The sequence below is a fragment of the Neolewinella antarctica genome (assembly GCF_011927835.1).
Lineage (GTDB): Bacteria > Bacteroidota > Bacteroidia > Chitinophagales > Saprospiraceae > Neolewinella > Neolewinella antarctica.
The window spans coordinates 126,802-147,031 of the sequence record NZ_JAATJH010000006.1; the positions used below are offsets into that span (position 1 = coordinate 126,802).

15 protein-coding genes and 1 tRNA gene are annotated in these 20,230 nt (G+C 57.4%); 14 read left to right on the forward strand and 2 right to left on the reverse strand.

Annotated features, from left to right (window positions below; genetic code table 11):
- Nucleotides 1–195: 195 nt before the first annotated feature.
- The gene (locus tag GGR27_RS16245) at nucleotides 196–1,689 is read right to left on the reverse strand and encodes an O-antigen ligase family protein (protein WP_168039247.1); all 1,494 of its coding nucleotides are present in this window, start codon (nucleotides 1,687–1,689) and stop codon (nucleotides 196–198) included.
- 11 nt (nucleotides 1,690–1,700) lie between these two features.
- Nucleotides 1,701–2,822 (reverse strand): Wzz/FepE/Etk N-terminal domain-containing protein, encoded by a 1,122-nt coding sequence (locus GGR27_RS16250; RefSeq protein ID WP_168039249.1) that lies wholly within the window; start codon nucleotides 2,820–2,822, stop codon nucleotides 1,701–1,703.
- 468 nt (nucleotides 2,823–3,290) lie between these two features.
- Here GGR27_RS16250 and GGR27_RS16255 point away from each other — a divergent pair, with 468 nt between their 5' ends.
- The 14 genes from GGR27_RS16255 (at nucleotide 3,291) to kynU (ending at nucleotide 20,129) form a co-directional block, all read left to right on the forward strand.
- Nucleotides 3,291–4,040 (forward strand): UDP-2,3-diacylglucosamine diphosphatase, encoded by a 750-nt coding sequence (locus GGR27_RS16255; protein ID WP_168039251.1) that lies wholly within the window; start codon nucleotides 3,291–3,293, stop codon nucleotides 4,038–4,040.
- Nucleotides 4,041–4,322: 282 nt separating this feature from the next.
- Nucleotides 4,323–6,689 carry an alpha-ketoacid dehydrogenase subunit alpha/beta gene (locus tag GGR27_RS16260; protein WP_168039253.1) on the forward strand — a complete coding sequence of 789 codons (2,367 nt, stop codon included), beginning with the start codon at nucleotides 4,323–4,325 and terminating at the stop codon, nucleotides 6,687–6,689.
- Between the two features lie 197 nt (nucleotides 6,690–6,886).
- Nucleotides 6,887–6,958: transfer RNA gene (locus tag GGR27_RS16265), tRNA-Gln, on the forward strand.
- Between the two features lie 413 nt (nucleotides 6,959–7,371).
- Entirely contained in the window at nucleotides 7,372–10,476 is a 3,105-nt protein-coding gene (locus GGR27_RS16270) for a T9SS type A sorting domain-containing protein (protein ID WP_168039255.1), read from the forward strand.
- Nucleotides 10,477–10,853: 377 nt separating this feature from the next.
- Nucleotides 10,854–11,453 (forward strand): GNAT family N-acetyltransferase, encoded by a 600-nt coding sequence (locus GGR27_RS16275; RefSeq protein WP_168039257.1) that lies wholly within the window; start codon nucleotides 10,854–10,856, stop codon nucleotides 11,451–11,453.
- Nucleotides 11,454–11,542: 89 nt separating this feature from the next.
- Entirely contained in the window at nucleotides 11,543–12,733 is a 1,191-nt protein-coding gene (locus tag GGR27_RS16280; RefSeq protein ID WP_168039259.1) for an argininosuccinate synthase, read from the forward strand.
- A complete protein-coding gene (gene argC / locus GGR27_RS16285; RefSeq protein ID WP_168039261.1) occupies nucleotides 12,730–13,683 on the forward strand; it encodes an N-acetyl-gamma-glutamyl-phosphate reductase in 954 nt (317 codons plus the stop codon). Before GGR27_RS16280 ends, argC begins: the two co-directional genes overlap by 4 nt.
- Before the next feature lie 104 nt (nucleotides 13,684–13,787).
- A complete protein-coding gene (locus tag GGR27_RS16290; protein ID WP_168039263.1) occupies nucleotides 13,788–14,927 on the forward strand; it encodes an aspartate aminotransferase family protein in 1,140 nt (379 codons plus the stop codon).
- Nucleotides 14,928–15,079: 152 nt separating this feature from the next.
- The gene (locus tag GGR27_RS16295; RefSeq protein WP_168039265.1) at nucleotides 15,080–15,322 is read left to right on the forward strand and encodes a DUF433 domain-containing protein; all 243 of its coding nucleotides are present in this window, start codon (nucleotides 15,080–15,082) and stop codon (nucleotides 15,320–15,322) included.
- Entirely contained in the window at nucleotides 15,322–15,687 is a 366-nt protein-coding gene (locus tag GGR27_RS20645; RefSeq protein ID WP_406603643.1) for a DUF5615 family PIN-like protein, read from the forward strand. Before GGR27_RS16295 ends, GGR27_RS20645 begins: the two co-directional genes overlap by 1 nt.
- A complete protein-coding gene (locus tag GGR27_RS16305; RefSeq protein ID WP_168039269.1) occupies nucleotides 15,684–16,619 on the forward strand; it encodes an N-acetylornithine carbamoyltransferase in 936 nt (311 codons plus the stop codon). Before GGR27_RS20645 ends, GGR27_RS16305 begins: the two co-directional genes overlap by 4 nt.
- A 56-nt stretch (nucleotides 16,620–16,675) precedes the next feature.
- Nucleotides 16,676–17,485, forward strand: a complete 810-nt coding sequence (gene cysQ / locus GGR27_RS16310) for a 3'(2'),5'-bisphosphate nucleotidase CysQ (protein WP_168039271.1) — start codon at nucleotides 16,676–16,678, stop codon at nucleotides 17,483–17,485.
- Nucleotides 17,486–17,577: 92 nt separating this feature from the next.
- Nucleotides 17,578–18,825, forward strand: a complete 1,248-nt coding sequence (locus GGR27_RS16315) for an NAD(P)/FAD-dependent oxidoreductase (RefSeq protein ID WP_168039273.1) — start codon at nucleotides 17,578–17,580, stop codon at nucleotides 18,823–18,825.
- A gap of 83 nt (nucleotides 18,826–18,908) precedes the next feature.
- The gene (gene kynU / locus GGR27_RS16320; protein ID WP_168039275.1) at nucleotides 18,909–20,129 is read left to right on the forward strand and encodes a kynureninase; all 1,221 of its coding nucleotides are present in this window, start codon (nucleotides 18,909–18,911) and stop codon (nucleotides 20,127–20,129) included.
- Nucleotides 20,130–20,230 lie beyond the last annotated feature (101 nt).

The window sequence follows — 20,230 nt, forward strand, 5'->3', positions numbered from 1 at the left end:
CTGGGCGTAAAAATAATTTTGAAATCAAGATAGCTAGTTGTTGCGGACGTTCCGTAGCTCCGTCGCTAGGAATGGAAGCGGCGGGCAGAACTTTATAAGATGCGCCCGTACTAGTTGCTGCAGGCTAGCGTACGCTCCCGTAAGATCACTGACGGGGTGTTCGCCTCAACCATCACGGAGGTGAACTGACGACCCTCACTCCGGAGTAACAAGCCCGCCCGTGTCCACCCGTTTAAGCTCGGTTTCTTCTTCACCCCGCCAGCACCCCATCCCCACGATGATCGCTAAATTCAGTAGGTACTGCGCACCCACTTTGTCCGTTTCCAGCTGATCGTTAATGAGGTTAAAGGCATCCACGACAACGAGGGCGAGCAACGCCGCCATGATGGCTTGCTTGGCCGCCGGGTCGGTCTGTTCGTGGTAGAGCCGCGCACCAATCACCAGCGCGCCGAGCACGTACAGTAGGAAGATCAGCAGCCCGGGAAACCCCTGCTCCACCAGCGTCATTAGGTAATAGCTGTGGATGCCCGACTGGCTTTCATTGTCGCTTACGTAGGTCGCAAAGTTGTTGACGGTGAAGCCTTTGTAGTATTCCAAAAACACCGCCGGCCCCCAGCCGGTCACCGGGCGGTAGGGTACCATGTGCCCCGCCGCCACCCAGCGGTAAACGCGCTCCATGGTGGAGATGTCCTCTAGCTTGTACGTAGCCGAGATCAGGTTGCCAAAGTCGTCGTGGCTAATCGTCGTGTCGAAATTCGGGGCATAGTCCAAATACCGATTATCCTGCACGAAGTAACCCACCCCCAGCACCGCCCCGATGACCGCGGCAAAAAGCGCGGGTTTCAGCAACCGCCACTTAATGATCAGGTAAACGCCCCCGGCCACGAATAGGGCCACGAATGCCGCCCGCGTGAAGGTGAAAAAAATGGCCAGCCCCCAGATCGGGAAAATCACCCACGTCAACCACCAGGTACTTTTCTCTTCCAGCCGGCGCCACCAGCGCAGGTACACTAACCAGGGTACGAACACCGACAAGCAGGCCGCGTAGCTGACGTGCTCGGACATGAATGGGTACATCGTCCGAAACTGATCGGAAAAACTAAATCCGTACAGACTGTGTCGAACCAGCGTCTGAATGGCGACGAACAAGAGCGGCCACAGGATGCAGTGAATCAGGAGGCGCACTTTGCCGGGTGTGCGAACCAGCAGTAACGGCACCAGGAAGTAGGCCCCGACGTACCAAAGCTTCGCCGACGAAAATTTTAAACTCGTCGTAAAGGTTGCGCTGAAAACGGTCGCGACCAGGATCCACCCTACATGCGCGTACAGCAAAAGCGCGATGGGGTGCAGGAACCGCTTCGCTTCGTAGTCCCGCCAGTGGCGGGCCAGGTGCAAAACGAATAAGCCGGTGAGCCCGATGGCCAGTGGCTCCGTCGGTAGGTCGGTACCGAACCCGCCGGGGAGGGTAATGTTGGTGCTCAGCGGAATCGTGGCGAGCAGCAGGTAGAAAAGGGGGCGAAAGTCGAGAAAAGCCTGCGCCGTGACCCACGCCAGCAGGGGCAGCCCGAGCAAAATATAGTTCTCCGTTGCCAACGCCGCGACCAACGTCACCAGCACGACCCCGGCGTACCCGTAAAATAGGCGCCGCGCCGCATCCGCTCCGAAAAGGGGTTGTGCTGGGTCGATCATTGGGTTGCGGATTAGCGGTAAATAGCATCCCAGTCGTAGCGGCGCGCACTCCCGATGAGGAGCGCGCCGATCACGGCTGCGAGAAAGCTAAAAAACATGCCCCCCAGCACGATCAGGCTACGGACCGGCTTACTCTTGACGACCGGTACGCGCGCCTCCTCCACCGTTTCCAGCGAACGCTGATTCGTGCTCAACAGGGCTTCGTACTGCTTCAGCCGAATCTGGTCGGAGGAAAGCTCGGCGTTAAGCCGGTGCCGTTCCTCTTCGAGGCCATCGAGGGGGCCGATGCTTTCGTTAAGTTGCACCAGTTGGCTATCCAGCACGCCCCGCGAGCTCACTAAGCCCGCCAGGCTGATTTCCAATCGGTAGATACTGTCCCTGGCCCCGCGGCCATTCCGCTCGCGGTAACTAGCAATTTTTCCCCGCGTCCGGCTGATGTCGCTGTTGAGGGAGGAAGATAGCGTGGATAGCGCCTCTCCCTGTGCCGTCGTGTTGTAGATGCCGGAAGTCGAGCGCAGTTCTTCCAGCCGGGCGTTGATATTTTCCAGGACGCCTTCGCGGTTCTTTACTTCGGCCCGGAGGCTTTTTGCCGTCCGGTCGTGGGTAGCGCGGATGATGGCCACGCTGACGTCGTTTACCTTTTCGCGGGCCACGCGGGCCATTTCGGAGGCGCGAACGGGGTCCCGGTCACTTACGGAAAGCTCGATCACGTCGCGGGCCGATTTACTTATGTCATAGTTGTCGAGAAACTCGCGCCGCACGCGCACCGGCGCTTTGACGGCGGTGGAATCAATGTCGTAGACGGTGTTGAGGTGAAAGGCATCGACCAGGTGGTCCACCAGTTGGTCGCTTTCGGCGATGGCCAGCAGGCGGTCGATGTCATCGCCGTTTCCGTAGACGTTGACGCGGTTGTTGGATCTGCCAAAAAGACCTTCGAGGCTGTTCTGATCCGGGCTCAGGGCGATGAAACTCGTGCTAGCCTGGTAGTAAACGGGGAGGAGCAGGCTGATGACCAGGGCCAGCACCGTCCCGACCAGGGTCGTAACCAGAATCGGTTTTCGCCACTGCCAGAGGCTGCGCAACACCCCCAGTAAGTGGGGCGGCGGTGGGGTAACGGGCTTGTTCGTATTCATTCGGTAGGTTATTCCCAAAAGGGGGGGCAAAGGTAAGGTTTCGTAGTAAAAAGTCGCGCGGTGGTAGCGTGGAAGAAGCGGGGCGCGGACGCGGGTGCCGGGTAATTGAGAGAACAGCACAGTTTGTCACCCGCCCGGTAGTAGGACTCCGTGACCTTTCCGTACGTGGCCTAATCCAGCGCGGGTGAATAAGTAAAGTCGACCAATTACCACCTTGCTTCTTCCGTCTCCACAAACCCTGCACCCTCCCGATAGCTATCGGGACCGCGCCCAAAACCAGCGGGAAGGGTAGGCGCGCAATCGCGACAACTATTACCGGACCAAAAAACCGTTACCGAACGAACCGTTGACGAAGTCCTGGACTGACTTTCCTTCCGGTGACCTTTCTTTGTGCCTGAAAACACGCCCGCCCGCCCCGGTTCCTTCGCTGAGGGCAGGGCGACGCGCCGGCAAAGCCCCACGGTTCACATGGCCATCTACCTAGCAAGTGACTTTCACCTTGGCGTCGCCGCCCGCCTCCCCAGCCGGGAGCGGGAGGCCCAGATCGTGGCGTGGTTGGATCACTGCTGGCGTAAGGATGCGGAGGCTTTTTACCTCGTCGGTGATCTTTTTGAGTTCTGGTTCGAGTGGAAGGCCGTCGTCCCGAAGGGCTACGTCCGCTTCCTCGGTAAGCTCGCCGAAATCGTCGACGCCGGCGTGCCCGTCCACGTCTTTACGGGCAATCACGACCTCTGGATGGCGGACTACCTGGAGCAAGAAATCGGGGTGACCATGCACCACACCGGCCTCCGCACGGAACTGTGCGGCCACCGGGTACTCATCGCGCACGGTGACGGCCTCGGTCCGGGCGACCACGGCTACAAAGCGCTAAAAAAGGTGTTCACGGCCGGTTGGGCCAAATGGCTCTACGCCCGCCTCCACCCGAACCTGGGGATGGGCCTGGCGTACTTTTTTAGTGGTAAGAGCAGGGATAGCCAGCCGGACGAAGCTACTTTTCTCGGCCCGGAAAAGGAATGGCTCGTCGCCTACTCGGAACGCAAACTCGCCGCCGACCCTGGCTTAGACTACTGCTTCTTCGGCCACCGCCACCTGCCGGTGGATTATCTGCTTTCCAACGGGCGCAGCCGGTACGTCAACCTGGGGGAATGGTTGCACTACACTTCTTACTGCCGGATTGATGTGCGGGGGGCGGAATTACTCTACTGGAATAAAAATTAGGGAAATAGTTTGTTTGGTGCAAAGGGCAACAAGCATTTATTTGTGCTGTTTTCAACCTAGTGCGCCGCGCACGGTTTTGTGGTTAGCGGATCGCGCGTGTTTCCCCCCTGAGTTCCTTCCTTGTCGTTGCATCCCAGAACGAAAGATGCCTCGCCAAATCTTTATCTTTGTGGACAAACAGCCCACCACGCTTAGTATATTGCTAGCCCACCCGATTCGGTAGACGACCGGATTTTTTGTGACCACCACCCTCGCGTTTCCCCGTGAATAAAACCACCACCCATGCCCTCACCTAACCCTGAACTGTCCACCGAGGCGACCCGGGACACGGCGGCCATTACCGACCGAGCCCTCACCGATTACTACACGGCCCTGGTCAGCCGGCAGTTGAGTACGGTCATCAGGCGCGACGTACTGTCGGGCCGGGCAAAGTTTGGCGTCAGTGACGACGGTAAGGAACTTTACCAACTAGCCATCGCCCGGGTCATCCGGGCCGGCGACTGGCGCGCGGATTACTACCGGGGCCACACGCTCCTGCTTTCCCTCGGCCTGGCCACCGTAGAGGACATCCTCGCGCAGCTCTACGCCGACGGGGAGAACGATCCCTTCAGCCGCGGCCGCCAAATGGTCGGCCACTACGCGACTTCTACCATCGATCAGAACGGGGATTGGCTGGACCACACCAAGAGCATCAACATCAGTAGCGCCACATCACCCACCGCCGGCCAAATGGCCCGGGGCCTGGGCCTGGCCTTTGCCTCCAAGATGTACCGGGGCGGGCAGAACCTGCCGCAGGGGTTCAGTGAAAATGGTGACGAGATCTGCTGGACCGAGATCGGCGACGCATCTACTTCGGAAGGCGTCTTTTGGGAAACCCTGAACGCCGCCGGCGTGCTCCAGGTCCCGATGGTCGCTACCGTGGTGGACGACGGCTTCGGTATTTCCGTCCCGGTAGAGAAGCAGACGACGAAGGCCAGCATCAGTAAAGCAACGGCCGGGTTCCAGGCCAACCAGGATGGCCCCGGTATCGATATTTACAACGTCAAGGGTTGGGATTACCCCGCCCTGCTGGAAGTGTACGCCAAAGCGGCCGCCACCGCCCGCAAAGATCACCGCGCCGCCCTCGTCCACGTCGACGAGCTGACCCAGCCCAACGGACACAGCACCAGCGGTAGCCACGAGCGCTACAAAACAAAGGAGCGATTGGACTGGGAAAAAGAGTGGGATTGCCTCGCTCAGTTCCGGCACTGGATTCTCGCCACCGGGCTGTGCGAAGCCGAACACCTGGCCGCGCTCGAAAAGAAGGCCAAGAAAGAAGTCATGGCGGCGCGTAAAAACGCGTGGGACCGGTACACCGGCCGCCTCCAGCTTACGCGTGACCAAGTGATGGCGCTGCTACCGGAAGCGGATTACCCCGCGGAAGCCTTCGCGGAGTTCCGGCGTACGGTGGCCAGGGAAGAATTACCCATCGTTACCCTACTGATCGACGCGGCGCGTACGTTGCGCTTTATTGTCGGTGCGGACCAACTGCCGGAGCCTTTCCTGGCCTGGATGCGTAACGCCCGGCGTGACGTGAAGACTTACTTTGGTGATAATCTGCTCAGCGACACGGCTAATTCGCCCGTGCGCGTTACCGCCGAGCCCGCCGTGTACGGAGAAAATCCGAAGACCTTACCCGCCTACGAGTTACTGCAGCACTACTTCTCCGCAAAATTTGCGGAGATACCCGAATTATTCGCCTTCGGTGAAGACGTCGGTAAAATTGGTGACGTTAACCAGGGCCTTGCCGGTCTCCAGGCGGAATTCGGGGAAGCCCGGGTCTTCGATACGGGCATCCGCGAGTGGACCATCGTCGGGCAGGCCATGGGTATGGCCATGCGGGGCCTGCGACCCATCGCCGAAATTCAATACCTCGACTACATCTACTACGCCCTGCCGATGCTGACGGACGACATCGCCACGCTTCGCTGGCGAACGGCAGGCCTGCAATCCTGCCCCCTCATCATCCGCACCCGGGGCCACCGGCTCGAAGGCATCTGGCACAGCGGTAGTTATCTGGCCGCGCTGACGAGTAGCCTGCGGGGCATCCACCTCTGCGTTCCCCGCAACGCCGTCCAGGCCGCGGGCATGTACAATACTTTACTGCGGGGCGACGACCCGGCCATCGTTATTGAAGTCCTGAACGGTTACCGCCTCCACGAAGCGGAGCCGGATAACCTGGCTGATTTCACGGTGCCCCTGGGCGTTCCGGAATGCTTGCGGGCGGGGACGGACGTAACGCTCGTTACCTACGGGGCCTGCGTAAAGATTTCGTTGGAAGCCGCAGAGTTACTTGCGAAGCGGGGTATTTCCGTCGAGGTTATCGACGTGCAGACCCTTCTTCCGTTCGATCTGGAGCACCGCATCGCCAACCACTTGAGCAAGACGAACCGATTGCTAATCGTCGACGAAGACGCACCCGGGGCCACTTCCGCCTACATTCGCCACCAGGTGCTGGAAGTGCAGGGCGGCTACTTTCACCTCGACGCATCCATCAAATCCCTCACGGCGTCCGAGCACCGCCCGGCTTACGGTGACGACGGCAACTACGTGTCTAAACCACAGATCATGGACGTGGTGGAGGCCGTACTGGAACTCGTTGCGGAGTAAGAACGGGCACCCCGGTAGTCGTCGGGGTGGGTACGAGATTCGTTAGCAGTGCAACTTTAGTTGGTTTGGCTACCGTTCTGCTACCACGGCCGCCAAAAATTTAGCCGATCCGTAAATATTTTCCGACGGAGCTTTGGCAAAAAGGAAAATACGGCAGTATATTTGCGGCCGCTTAGGGCAACTGCCTTTATGGTTACAGACCCATGGTGTAATTGGCAACACAACAGTTTTTGGTACTGTCATTCAAGGTTCGAGTCCTTGTGGGTCTACACTTCCTAAGTATTAAGCCCCTGATTCTTCTGAGTCAGGGGCTTTCTTATGGCTACCCACCGGGAACTCTCGACTACCGTGGAAATGATGCCGTAGGGAGAGCTACCGCTCTGAGCCACGGAAAGGGTGAGGTGAGCAATCACGTACTCCGTTGCGCATAGGTGAGTTTACTAAAAGTCTGTCCGATAACTGCTTAATACGGTTCAATTATCTTTGCGGGCCTTGTCACTGAATTTACATTTGGCGGTTTACTGCCTTGACAATCGCCGTTACCGTGTGATTCGCCAGCTATTTTACGTTTCTTTCAGAACCGAAAATTTTGACTTGGCTCGCTTCCCCCTACGCTCTACCGCCTGGGTAGGTGGCGGAGGTCATACATCGGCTCTTCGAATCCCCACAAAACCAACTATTTATGAAGCGATTACTACTCTTTGCTTGTTTACTGCTCGCCACCGCAGGGGCATCCGCTCAGGACATCATTTACGTTGACGGCGACGCGAACGGCGCTAATAACGGAACCTCCTGGGCTGACGCCTACACCAACCCCGGTGCTGCCTTTGACAACGGGGTGGCGGGTTCGACCGTCTGGATTGCCGGTGGTCTCTACACCACCCCGAGTGCTGGGCCTTTCATCATTGATAAGGGGATGACGATACTCGGTGGCTTTGCTGGGAACGAAACATCCGCTGACGCCGCTAACCCCACCGCTAACGTAACCACCCTTAGTGGTGACGTGGCCGGTAACGACGTGGTTGGAGCGTACAGTAGAACTTCTTATTCAGATAACAACCGCGTATTTTTTATTAGCGATACCAATTCTACCAGCACTTTTATCGTAACGATGGATGGCCTCACCGTAGCCAATGGTGGGCGAACGGCTAACGTGTCGGACGTTAACGACTTCAGTAGTACGGGAGGCGGTATTTATTCAACGGCTCGGTTGGCCCTGTCGCGGGTGCGTTTTACGGGCAACCGTGCTTCTACGGGCTCTGCATTGTGCCTGATCGGTGTCAACACCGCCGGGTCTGCGTTTAGTGGCATCACGGTTAGCGGAAACTTTACCGCCAACCCTAACGCCGAGAGTCGCTTTGACGGGGGGGCTTTTTACGTACGAAGCACCGGTAACCTTACTTTTAACGGTGTAAACTTCTCCGGGTCAGGTGCCGTCACCGACCCTACTGGATTATTTGTCGCCGTGAATGTGTTTGGCTTAAGCATGGACAAATGTTCTTTCTCTGACGTCACAACCGCCGAACTCGGCAGTGGAATGGTACTTTTTGTCACCGATGACGTAGAGATAACCAACAGTACGTTCGATGACCTGACCAGCGACGGCGGTGCTATTTTTATTATCGGCCGTGATGCAGCCACAGGCGAAGTGCTCGACGAAAATGATTTCGTGTTCTCGAACTGCTCATTCAATAAGTGCACCGCGCCCGCCGCTGATGCCGTTGGTGGTGCATTTTTCTGTATCGATGCTAACCTGACGTTCAACAACGTATCCCTGAACGACTGTGTAAGTGGCGGTAATCTGGGTGGGGCTATGTACTATGACGTCAGGGGCCAACGTACCCGCGCCTATTCTTTAGATATGAACAATAGCAACTTCACCGGTTCCTCCAGCGGAGGGGCTGGAGGCGCACTATACTCCGTTACTACCGAAGCTGCCAGCGTTAATATTACGGTTGACGGGGGTGAATTTTCTGATAATTCCGGAGTAGGGATTGGTGGTGCAGTCGCCGCGGTGGCGGACCCCGCTAGTCGGCTCAGAATTAAATTCGACGGTACGGAATTTACCAACAACACGAGTACCGGCGACGCGTACGGTGGTGCCGTGTTTGTCGAAGGCACCGAATGTGAAGTCACGTTCAACAACGTCACCGCCGATAATAATAACGCCGCTGAAGACGCGGGGGGGGATGATCTTGCCCGCGGAAGTTTCAACACCACCCTGGGGGTGGGCAGCGTCGTTAACGTGAACGGCGGAACCTACGAGAATCACCCGGGTAACCTAGGTACTTTTTTCGTTAATGGCTCCAGTCAACTCACCCTGCGCGGCGCTACGTTTGAGAATAACGGTAGTGGCGAAAACTTAGACGTCCGGGCGGGAGCGGCAATCCACGCTCGGTTTAACGAATCGAGCCCGGGCCTCATCGTAGACGACTGCACGTTCCGCGGAAACGTAGTCACTCGGCTACCGCAAATTATTTCTGGTGGCTCCGCCATTTTTGTTAGCGGGGGCAACACCACCGCCGTGCCGGTGACCATCACGAATTCCAAGTTTGAAAATAACAGTGCAACCGGAACGGCCAACGGCGCAGCCGTTTACTTTCTTGATGGTCTGAAAGCGACTATTGACGACTGTACTTTCAGTGGGAATAGGGTCGGCGGAGAAGGCGGGGCGATATTCTACCGTAATTTCCAGTTACGGGATACGGTGAATGGCGTCGTAAGTATTGACTACGCACCCTTCGAGGGGGTAATTTCCAACTCGATCTTTGAACTCAATGGAGCCGTGCAGCAAGGTGGGGTCATCTCTACGCAGCGGGCGGTGTTTGACTTGACGAACAACATTTTTGCTAACAACAACGTCAGTGGCCCCGGAGGCGGTGGAGCCGTCATTTTCAACGGTAATTCTCCCGATTTCACTTTGACTACCAATGCATTTAATCGGGTTGGAACGGTTCAACTAACGGCTAACGTAGTCCACAATACATTTTGGGACAATCGGCACGGTAGTTCAGCCGACGCCAGGGGCGAGCACATCGCATTTTTTCAGACAGGCGAAACGAGCCTGAACGAGGGGAATTCCATGACGATCAATGTGCTGAATAATATCTTCCTAGTACGGGATCCACGTACCCGCGGTGAGCAACTAGGGATTGAAGTTGACCCAAATTTGCCAAACCGGCCCGACCTACAGCCGATAGGATTGTTGGACGTTAACTTACTGGGAGGCAATTACTTCAACAGTGAAAACCATCCGGACATCATGCTTTCCGCGGAAGATGTTTTAAATGATGACCTGGAAGACCTGGATGATATCGCCCCTTTGTTCACCGACCTCGATGACGACTTGGAGGAAGAAGTATTCGACTTCGGCCTCAACTTAGGTGACGACAATGGTGCCGGTAATCCGCTCGTCAACGGTGGCGTTCAGAACGCACTCGTTCCCGCAACTGACATCTTTGGCACTTCACGTGACGGAAACCCGGACATCGGTGCCGTAGAAGGTGACGCACTGTCCGTCAGCACCGGCGAGCGGGTGGAGGAAAGCGGACTGAGCATCAGCTTTTTCCCGAACCCCACGGCCGACATCGTCACGATCCAAAACGACGAAGCCGACGTACAGTCTTTCCGCGCTACGCTGGCTGACCAGACGGGCCGCATCCTCGCAACGCGCGTCCTTGCTGGTGCCACCAACCAGATGAACTTGGCGGACGTACCAACCGGAATTTATACCCTGCAATTGGTCATCAACGGGAAGGTGTACTCCAAGCAGATCGTTAAGCAGTAAGGCTGAACGCCGTCCTTTTTCCCAGTAGCCCGAGAGGGGTTCCTGACCGGGAAAAATAAAAGCCAGCCCCCTTCCACACTCGCCGGGAGGGGGCTGGCTATTTTACGGTCGCTAGCCTAATTCACCCCGCACCCGCGACCGCGCAAAAGCCTCTTTTGTACTGCGAACTAAGCGAAGTAGCCCTTACCTTTACGGCATGACGCAGCCAGTATCGTGCCGTAGCATTCTCCTCCGACGACGGACGAGGACCTAGATCGCTTCCCGCCCCCGAGCCCGGAAGCGCCCGCGGTAGTGCCCAGTGACGGGCCGCCGAACGGGCAGTGCCGATACCTACATCTCTTTCCCGCCGTTGCTAGCTCCGGCTCCCTTTTTCTCCTATGGATATTCAGATAATTGTGGCTCAACCCGAGCACACGGTCTACGCACAAGCTATTTGCGACTTAATTGAAGAATCCGCCAAGGCACGCGGCACGGGCATTGCTAAGCGGAAGCCCGCGTACGTGGAGGAGAAAATGACGGCCGGCAAGGCCATTATCGCCCTCATCGATGGCAAAATTGGTGGCTTCAGTTACATCGAGACCTGGGGGCACGGCGAATACGTAGCGAACTCGGGGCTGATCGTCAATCCGGAATACCGCCGCCTCGGGCTGGCCCGTAAGATCAAAGCGGCCGTGTTTAAGCTTTCCCGGAAGAAATACCCCAGCGCGAAGATCTTCGGCATTACAACCAGTCTGCCGGTCATGAAGATCAACAGCGACCTCGGCTACCGGCCGGTAACGTTTTCCGAACTGACGCAGGACGACGCTTTCTGGGAAGGATGTAAGACCTGCCCCAATTTCGATATCCTGACGCGCAACGAACGCCAGATGTGCCTCTGCACGGCCATGATGGCACCGAGTGCGGAGGAGGTGAAGCGGAAGAAGTTGGAGAAACTGGAGAAGAAGCGGGATAAGATTGAGAAGAAAATTAGGCGGTAGGCTTGTAGGCGGTAGGGGCGTAACTCCGTGTGATGTAAAACATATGATGGCCTTTGCTGACGAAGCAGATAAACACAGAAATAAGTAATATGAAGAAGATAGTACTCGCCTACAGTGGTGGCCTTGATACCAGCTACTGCATTAAATACCTGACCGAAGAAAAGGGCTACGAAGTCCACGCGCTGAGCGTGGATACGGGTGGCTTTTCCGACGAGGAAGTCACGGAAATGGAAGAGCGCGCCAAGTTTTTGGGTGCGGCGAGCTATAAACGGGTGGACGTCACCGAGGCGTACTACCAAGAATGCCTGCGCTTTCTCGTGTACGGAAACGCGCTGCGCTACCAGACTTACCCAATGAGCGTGAGTGCGGAGCGGATGTTTCAGGCCATGAGCGTGGCAAAATATGCCGTAGAGATCGATGCCGACGGAGTAGCCCACGGTTCTACCGGTGCCGGAAACGATCAAGTGCGTTTCGACCTGGCCTTCGAGTTGAGTGGTAAGGAGCTCGAAATCATCACCCCGATCCGCGACATGCAACTCAGCCGCCAGGAAGAAGTGGATTACCTCGCCAAACACGGGCTGGTCTGGCCGGAAAAGAAGGGTATTTACAGCATCAACGCCGGCCTCTGGGGCACGTCCGTGGGCGGTGCGGAGACGCTGACGAGTAATAAATCATTGCCGGAAGACGCGTGGCCCGTCCCCGTTACGGAAACGGAAGCGCGGGACATCGATCTGTGCTTCGAGGAAGGCCAATTCGTTGGCTTCGACGACCAGAAATTTGACTCGCCCGTAGCGGCCATCGCGGCGCTCGAAGCCATCGCCGCGCCCTTCGGGATCGGTCGGGATATTCACGTCGGTGACACCATTATCGGCATTAAGGGTCGGGTAGGTTTTGCCGCGGCGGCCGCGGTGCTGATCATCAAGGGGCACCATTTGCTGGAGAAACACACCCTCGGAAAATGGCAATTGTTCTGGAAGGAGCAGCTGTCCAACTGGTACGGAATGATGCTCCACGAAGGGCAGTTTCTCGACCCCGTCATGCGGGACGTGGAGGCTTTTCTGGAATCTTCGCAGGGCACCGTCAACGGTTCCGTTCACGTGACGCTGCATCCGTACCGCTACCAACTCAACGGCATCACGTCGCCCAACGACCTGCTCGGTGCCGGTTTCGGGGCTTATGGGGAGAAGAACGAAGGCTGGTCCGGTCAGGACGTGCGCGGCTTCACGAAGATCCTCAGCGTCCCCGGGCGGATTCGGAACGCCGTAAATAAGGACGCGTGAAGTCAGTTGGCATAATCGGCGGTGGTGGTTACGTGGCGGGTGAACTGCTGCGGTTGCTCGTGCACCACCCGGGCGTGGAGCTGGCTTTCGTGCGGAGCAAGAGCCAGGCCGGCAAACCAGTTTACGCCACCCACGCGGACCTACTCGGAGAGACGGACCTCCGTTTTTCCGCCGACGCGGGCCACGCGGACGTGCTTTTCCTCTGCACGGGTCACGGCCGTTCGGCTACCTGGATGAAGGAAAATAAGCCTTCGGCGGATACTTTAGTGGTGGATTTAAGTACCGATCATCGGATGTCAGAAGATTGGGTGTACGGTTTGCCGGAGGTTAATCGGGCGCGGACGCGGGATGCAAAGCGGGTGGCCAATCCGGGCTGTTTCGCGACGGCCATCCAGCTGGGTTTACTCCCACTCGTAAAGGCCGGACTCGCCGATGGGGAAGTACACATCAACGGCATGACGGGTAGTACCGGCGCCGGCCAGCACCCGACGGCCACTACCCACTTCAGTTGGCGCAACAACAACGTGAGTATCTACAAAGCCTTCACCCACCAGCACCTCCACGAGATCGGCCGCACGGTCACCCAACTCGGCCGGCCGACGACCGACGGGCTGAATTTCTTGCCCCACCGCGGCCCCTTCGCCCGGGGTATTTTCGTGAGTACTTACGTGAAAACGGAGGCTACCCAGGAGGAACTTGACCGGATCTTTCGAGAGTTCTACGTCGACGCCGCCTTTACGCACGTGACGGAAAAGAATCCGGACCTGAAACAGGTCGTCAATACCAACAAGGGCGTCGTCCACGTCGAAAAACACGGGGATAAGGCGCTGGTCGTGTCGATGATCGATAATCTGCTGAAGGGCGCTTCCGGGCAGGCGGTGCAAAACATGAATTTGGCTCTGGGGCTGGAGGAGTGGGCGGGGCTTGGCCTTAAAGCGTCTTATTTTTAACCACAAAGAGCACAGAGGACACAAAGAACACAGCTCCCATCACGGAAACCCTGTCATCTCTATCTGTGTGCTCTTTGTGACCTGTGTGGTAGAAAACATAACCCATGAACCTATTCAACGTCTACTCCCTCTACGATTTCGAGCCCGTCAAAGGCGAAGGCGCCTACGTGTCCGACGCGAACGGCAAGCAAGTCCTGGATTTCTACGGTGGCCACGCCGTAATGTCGATCGGCCACGCGCACCCGCATTACGTGCGAATGGTGCAGGAGCAGGTGTCCAAAATCGGTTTCTACAGCAATAGCGTCAAAAATCCTTTGCAGCAGGAACTTGCGGATAAATTGGGTAAGCTCAGCGGGCTCGACGACTACGAACTTTTTCTCGTCAGCTCCGGAGCGGAAGCCACCGAAAATGCCCTCAAACTGGCTAGCTTCCACACTGACCGCAACCGCATCTTGGCCATCAAGGGCGCCTTCCACGGCCGCACTTCCGCCGCCGTCAACGTGACGGACAACGAGAAGATCAAGGCGCCGATCAACAAAAACTTTCCGGTTACTTTTCTGCCCCTCAACGATCTCGACGCAGTGCGCACCGAACTGGAAAAGGGCGACGTCGCCGCACTCATCATCGAAGGCATCCAGGGCGTGCATGGTATTTACGTGCCGGAGCCCGCATTTCTGGAAGCGCTCCCGGACCTCTGCCACGACAACGGCGCGGTGTTGATCCTAGACGAGGTGCAGTCCGGCTACGGGCGGACGGGCAAGTTCTTCGCCTTCCAGTATTCCAGCGTTAAGCCGGACATCATCGCCATGGCGAAGGGCATGGGCAATGGCTTTCCGATCGGTGGCGTACTGATTCACCCGAGTTTCGAAGCGAAGGCGGGGATGCTGGGAACGACCTACGGCGGTAGCCACCTGGCCTGCGCGGCGGGCATCGCGGTGCTGGACGTAATCGAACGGGAGGACTTACTGGTCAACGCCACCGAAATGGGGCATTACCTCACGGAGCGGATGACGGCCACCGGCTTTTTCACGGAAGTCCGCGGCTACGGGCTCATGATCGGTTTGCAGATGGACCGGCCGATTGCGCCGTTACGTAAGAAATTATTGTTCGACCATGACGTGTTTACGGGTTCTTCCAAAGACCCCAATACCATCCGTCTTCTCCCGCCGCTGAACGTGACGAGAGCACAGTGTGATGACTTGATTGCGGCGTTTGTAGCGGCTTTGGCTCCGGTGGGAGTTTAGATTGTGGTTCTGTAAAGAGGCCACAGCAGAATTGCTTTGGGTGGGGGAGGGATAAAACTAGCTGGTTTCAACGTAGATTAAGTCGACCAAACGCTCTAGCGGGGTTAACTTGGATAAAATACCCGGCGTTAAGAATCAAAACTACTCGAACTATGAATTGGCAAAATCATATCCACACGGATCCGGAAATACTGGTGGGAAAACCTGTCATAAAGGGAACCAGACTTTCAGTTGAATTTATCATTGGGCGGCTGGCAAACGGCTGGTCGGAACAGGAGATTTTAGAAAATTATCCGACGCTTTCAAAAGATGGCCTCCAGGCGGTGTTTGCTTACACGCTTTATCTCCTTAAAGACACTTCATTTCATATGCCTCCTAATGGCCAGGCTGCATGATGCCTTTACTATTAGCTGATGAAAATTTACCAGCATCGAGTTTTCGACTTCTACTTCATTTAGGTTACGACATCAGATCTATCGCCCGCGAATCAGCAGGTGTTAGTGACCCAGAAGTAGTTCAAATAGCCATCAAGGAGCAGCGAATTATTCTAACATTCGATAGCGATTTTGGGGAGTTGATCTACCGGTACGGATTGACGCCACCGGGTGTCGTGTACTTTCGGCTTGTAGATTACACCCCCTCAATGCCAGGTAGGATACTTCACGATCTATTGTTAACCAGCGCTATTGATGTGACCGGACACATGACCGTCATCAGCCAGGATCTACTAATTCGGCAGAGAAAAATTATAGAATCATGACCCAATTCCTCTCCGCCAACGACGCCCCCGACATCAACGCCCTGATCAACAGCGCCAAAGCGTTCAAAGCCGACCCCTTCGGCCAGCAGCCCGGCCGGCAGAAAATGGTCATCAACCTGTTCTTCAACTCCTCCCTCCGCACCCGGATGAGTACCGAAAAAGCCGCCCGCCAACTCGGGGCGGACGTGATCACCTACGACGCCAGTGGCGGCTGGGGCATCGAGTTTGCGGATGGCTCCGTGATGAACGGTAATACGGCCGAGCACGTCCGGGAAGCCGCCGGGGTTTTAAGTCAGTACTGCGACGTGCTCTGCGTCCGTTCTTTTCCTTCCCTTGAAGACCGGGCGGCGGACTACGAAGACCGGGTCATGAAATCGTTCGTTAAGTACGCTACCGTCCCGGTCGTCAGTCTCGAGTCCGCCACCCGGCACCCGCTACAGAGCCTAACCGACTGCCTCACGATTGCCGAGCACCGGACCGTCGCCCGGCCGAAAGTCGTGCTCACCTGGGCGCCGCACCCCCGCCGCTTGCCACAGTGCGTCTCGAACAGCTTCGCCGAATGGATGCGGGCCTGGGGGGAGGTGGACCTCATCGTTGCTAACCCTCCCGGATTTAACCTGGCACCCGCGTTCGCGCCCAAAAACATCGTCACGCACGACCAGCGAGCAGCTTTTGCGGGCGCTGATTTTATCTACGCTAAGAACTGGTCCGCCTACGATGAATACGGCGCAACGACCACGAATTTTGGTGACTGGATGATCGACGAGGAGAAAATGACGCTCACCAATAATGCTTACTTTATGCACTGCCTACCCGTCCGCCGCAACGTCGTTGTCAGCGACGGCGTGCTCGATGGCGACCGGTCACTTGTCCTTCAACAGGCGAATAACCGCACATGGGCGGCCCAGGCGGTGTTAGCTAGTTTACTTTGAAGGGGAAGAAAGAGTAAAGAAGTAAGACTAAAGACCACAGACCAAAACCACTTAAAATGACTAATTACCTAGAACTAGCCCGCACCGTCGGTGAAATAGCCCGCAAAGCAGGCGCGGAGATCCTTAGAATCTACGAAACCGAAGATTTTGGCGTAGAGATGAAATCTGACGACAGTCCGCTCACGAAAGCCGACAAGGCGGCTAATGACGTGATCGAAGCGGGGTTGAAGGCGCTCGAATTTCAGGCGCCGATCGTCTCCGAAGAAGGCACGAAGGAAGAAATGAGCTACGCTACCCGGAGCCAACTTACCCGTTTCTGGCTGGTGGACCCGCTGGACGGCACGAAAGAATTCATCAAACGCAATGGTGACTTTACCGTCAACATTGCCCTGATCGAAAGCGGCCGGCCGGTGCTCGGCGTTGTTTTCACGCCGGTGACCGACGAGCTCTTCTACTCCGCTCCCGGAAAGGGGGCGTTCGAAGTCAGTAAACGTGGCGCCGAGCCCAAGCGCATTGCGGCCGCTACTTACACTTTACAGGACGTAAACTTAAAGGTCGTCGCTAGCCGGAGCCACCTGAACCAGGAAACCCAGGACTTTATCGCCCGCTTCGACCGCCCGGAACTCGTGCAGCGCGGCAGTTCCCTCAAGATCATCGAACTAGCCCGCGGCAACGCCCACGTGTACCCCCGCCTCGCCCCGACGATGGAGTGGGACACGGCGGCGGCCCACGCCATCCTGCTGGAAGCGAACGGAAAAATGGTGGACGACGGCACCGGCAAGGAACTACGGTACAACAAAGAAGTGCTGCGTAACCCTTCCTTCATCGCTTACGGCGAAGTGCGGGAAGAACTGCTGGCGTGCTGATTTTGAATCGGCGTCCCTTAACCGCAACTTTAAGACTGAGCCCGGTTTAACAACGACGAGCTTGTTTCTAACCCCCCGAAACACCCCTTCTTTTGGCGAAACCCCAGACCATCATTATCGGCGCCGGCGTGGCCGGCCTCATTGCTGCCTACGAATTGGAGCAAGCCGGGTACAGCCCGATCCTCCTCGAAGCGGGCGACCGGGTGGGCGGGCGTTTGCGCACGGACGTAGTGGAGGGCTTTCGGCTGGACCACGGGTTTCAGGTGCTGCTTTCCGGTTACCCGGAAGTGAAACGATACCTAGATTTAGGTGCTTTGGGCGCAAAAGCATTCCGCCCCGGTGGTCACATTCACACGCGGCAGCAACACTTCAGGTTCGCCGACCCGCTGCGCGAGCCGGCGCAAATTATTCGCTCGGCGCTTTCGCCCGTCGGGACGTTGGCGGATAAACTCAAGCTGGGGCGGCTGGGGCTGAACCTACGGCGTAAGTCGGTTGAAGATTGCTTCAAGGAGAAATACACGGAGACAAAGACAATTGACTATCTCTGGTCGCTGGGCTTCAGCGAGCAGATTGTCGAGCGGTTCTTCCGGCCTTTTTTCGGCGGTATTTTCTTGGAGACGGAGTTGGCCACGCCGGCGGCCATGTTCCGGTTCATCTTCAAAATGTTCGGGGAGGGGGACGCGCTGCTCCCGGCCGAAGGGATCGAGGCGGTCGCCAAGCAACTGGCCGGGAAGCTAGCGGCAACGGATATTCGGTTGAACACGCAGGTGGAGCGGGTTGAAGATAACCGGGTTGTCCTGGCGGGCGGCTTATCGTTCGAAGCACCGGGCGGCATCATCATCGCCTGCCCACCCGACAAAATACTTCCCCAACTGGCTGGTGACTCATTAGCGTGGAAAACTACCTCCAACCTCTATTTTTACAGTTCGCGTCGGCTCAAAGAGAACCGACTCATCAACCTGGTGAGCGACCCAACCAGCCTCATCAACACGTTCACGGTGCTGGACGAGGTCGCGCCTACCTACAAGTTGGACGGCCAGGGGGGCTCCCTCATCTCCGTTACGCTGCGCAATCCGCTCGAGCGGGAGGGCCAAATCGGGCAGGCGGAGCAGGACCTTTTGCGCCACTCGCGGCTACCGAACGACAGCCTACGTTTTCTCAAACACTACGAGGTAAAGCGCGCGCTACCCATCCTGAACCCCGTTTCGTTTCGGTACGACGCCACCCATTCCCGCATCGTCAATCGTACCTTTCTCGCCGGCGACCACCAACTCAACGGCTCCCTCGACGCCGCCATGCGCAGCGGCCGGCTGGCGGCGGAAGGCTTGTTAAGGACGTGACCGCCGACCAAAGACTAAAGAATATAGAGGAAAGACCGCAGACTAAAGACTTTAGACCAAAGACCAAAAGCCCCCAGACCAAAATGCTCCGCCAAAAATTCCACCTACCCAAAGACAAGATTTACCTCTGCGGTAACAGCCTCGGCCCACAACCCCGAGCGGCGGCCGATCAGTTGGAAACGGAGCTTCAATCCTGGCGCGACCGTGCCGTGGAGGGCTGGTGGGAAGGGCCGGGCGGAGGCTGGCTCGGCTACGCCAAACGGATGCGGGAACCCCTGGCCGCGATCGTTGGTGCCCGGCCGGAAGAGGTCACGGTCGCGAACGCGCTGACGGTAAACCTGCACCTGTTGATGGTATCTTTCTTCCGCCCGGCGGGTAGACGGCGTAAGATTATCATGGAGGCCGGTGCGTTTCCGAGCGATCAGCACGCAATCATCAGCCAGTTGAAATTCCACGGGTTGGACCCAGAGGAATGCCTAATCGAAGTCGGCCCACGGGCGGGGGAGTGGTTGATCGAGCGGGAGGACATCATTACCGCCATCCACGAGGCGGGTGACGAGCTCGCTCTTGTACTCTTCAGCGGCGTTCATTACTACACCGGCCAGTTTTTCCCGATTGCGGAGATTGCAAAGGCGGGCGCGGACGCGGGTGCAAGGGTTGGTGTGGATTTAGCCCACGCGGTGGGCAACGTTCCCCTGACGCTACACGACTGGGGAGTCGACTTCGCGGTTTGGTGTAGTTACAAATACCTAAACGGTGGGCCGGGGGCTCCGGGCGGACTGTTCGTGCACGAGCGGCACGCCGAGGACGAGACCTTACCGAGGTTCGCTGGTTGGTGGGGCCACCGGCAGTCGGACCGGTTCCAGATGCGCAGGGAATTTCGCCCCGAACGCGGCGCGGCCGGGTGGGAAATCTCTACGGTGCCCGTGCTGGGCTTAGCTCCGTTGCTAGCCTCCGTACCCCTCTTCGCGGAAGCGGGTGGCATGGAAGCGTTGCGCCTGCGTAGTTACGACCTCACGGCAAGGCTGTACGAAAGAGCCCGGGAGTTGCCCGGCGCACAAATTCTTACGTCCGCCGACCCCGATGCGCGCGGTTGTCAGCTATCCATCTACTTACCCGGCCACCGTCCCGATCTGGAGCAACGGCTTTCCGCCGTCGGTCTGGTGGTGGACTACCGGGAGGATAATTTGCGGGGCAGTCAGGGCGGTGTTCTTCGCCTGGCACCCGCACCCCTGTACACGGAGCTGGAAGAGGTTGACCTGGCCGTTGAGAAGCTGCACGAGGTTTTGGCTGGTGGGAATTGAGTTCCCGTCTGGGCTCCACCGAAGAACCAAATCAGTTTTTTCAGAGTTGCATTGCCGGCCCGGCTTTGCGGGTGAGGCCCGCCATTGCTGCCACCGTATCC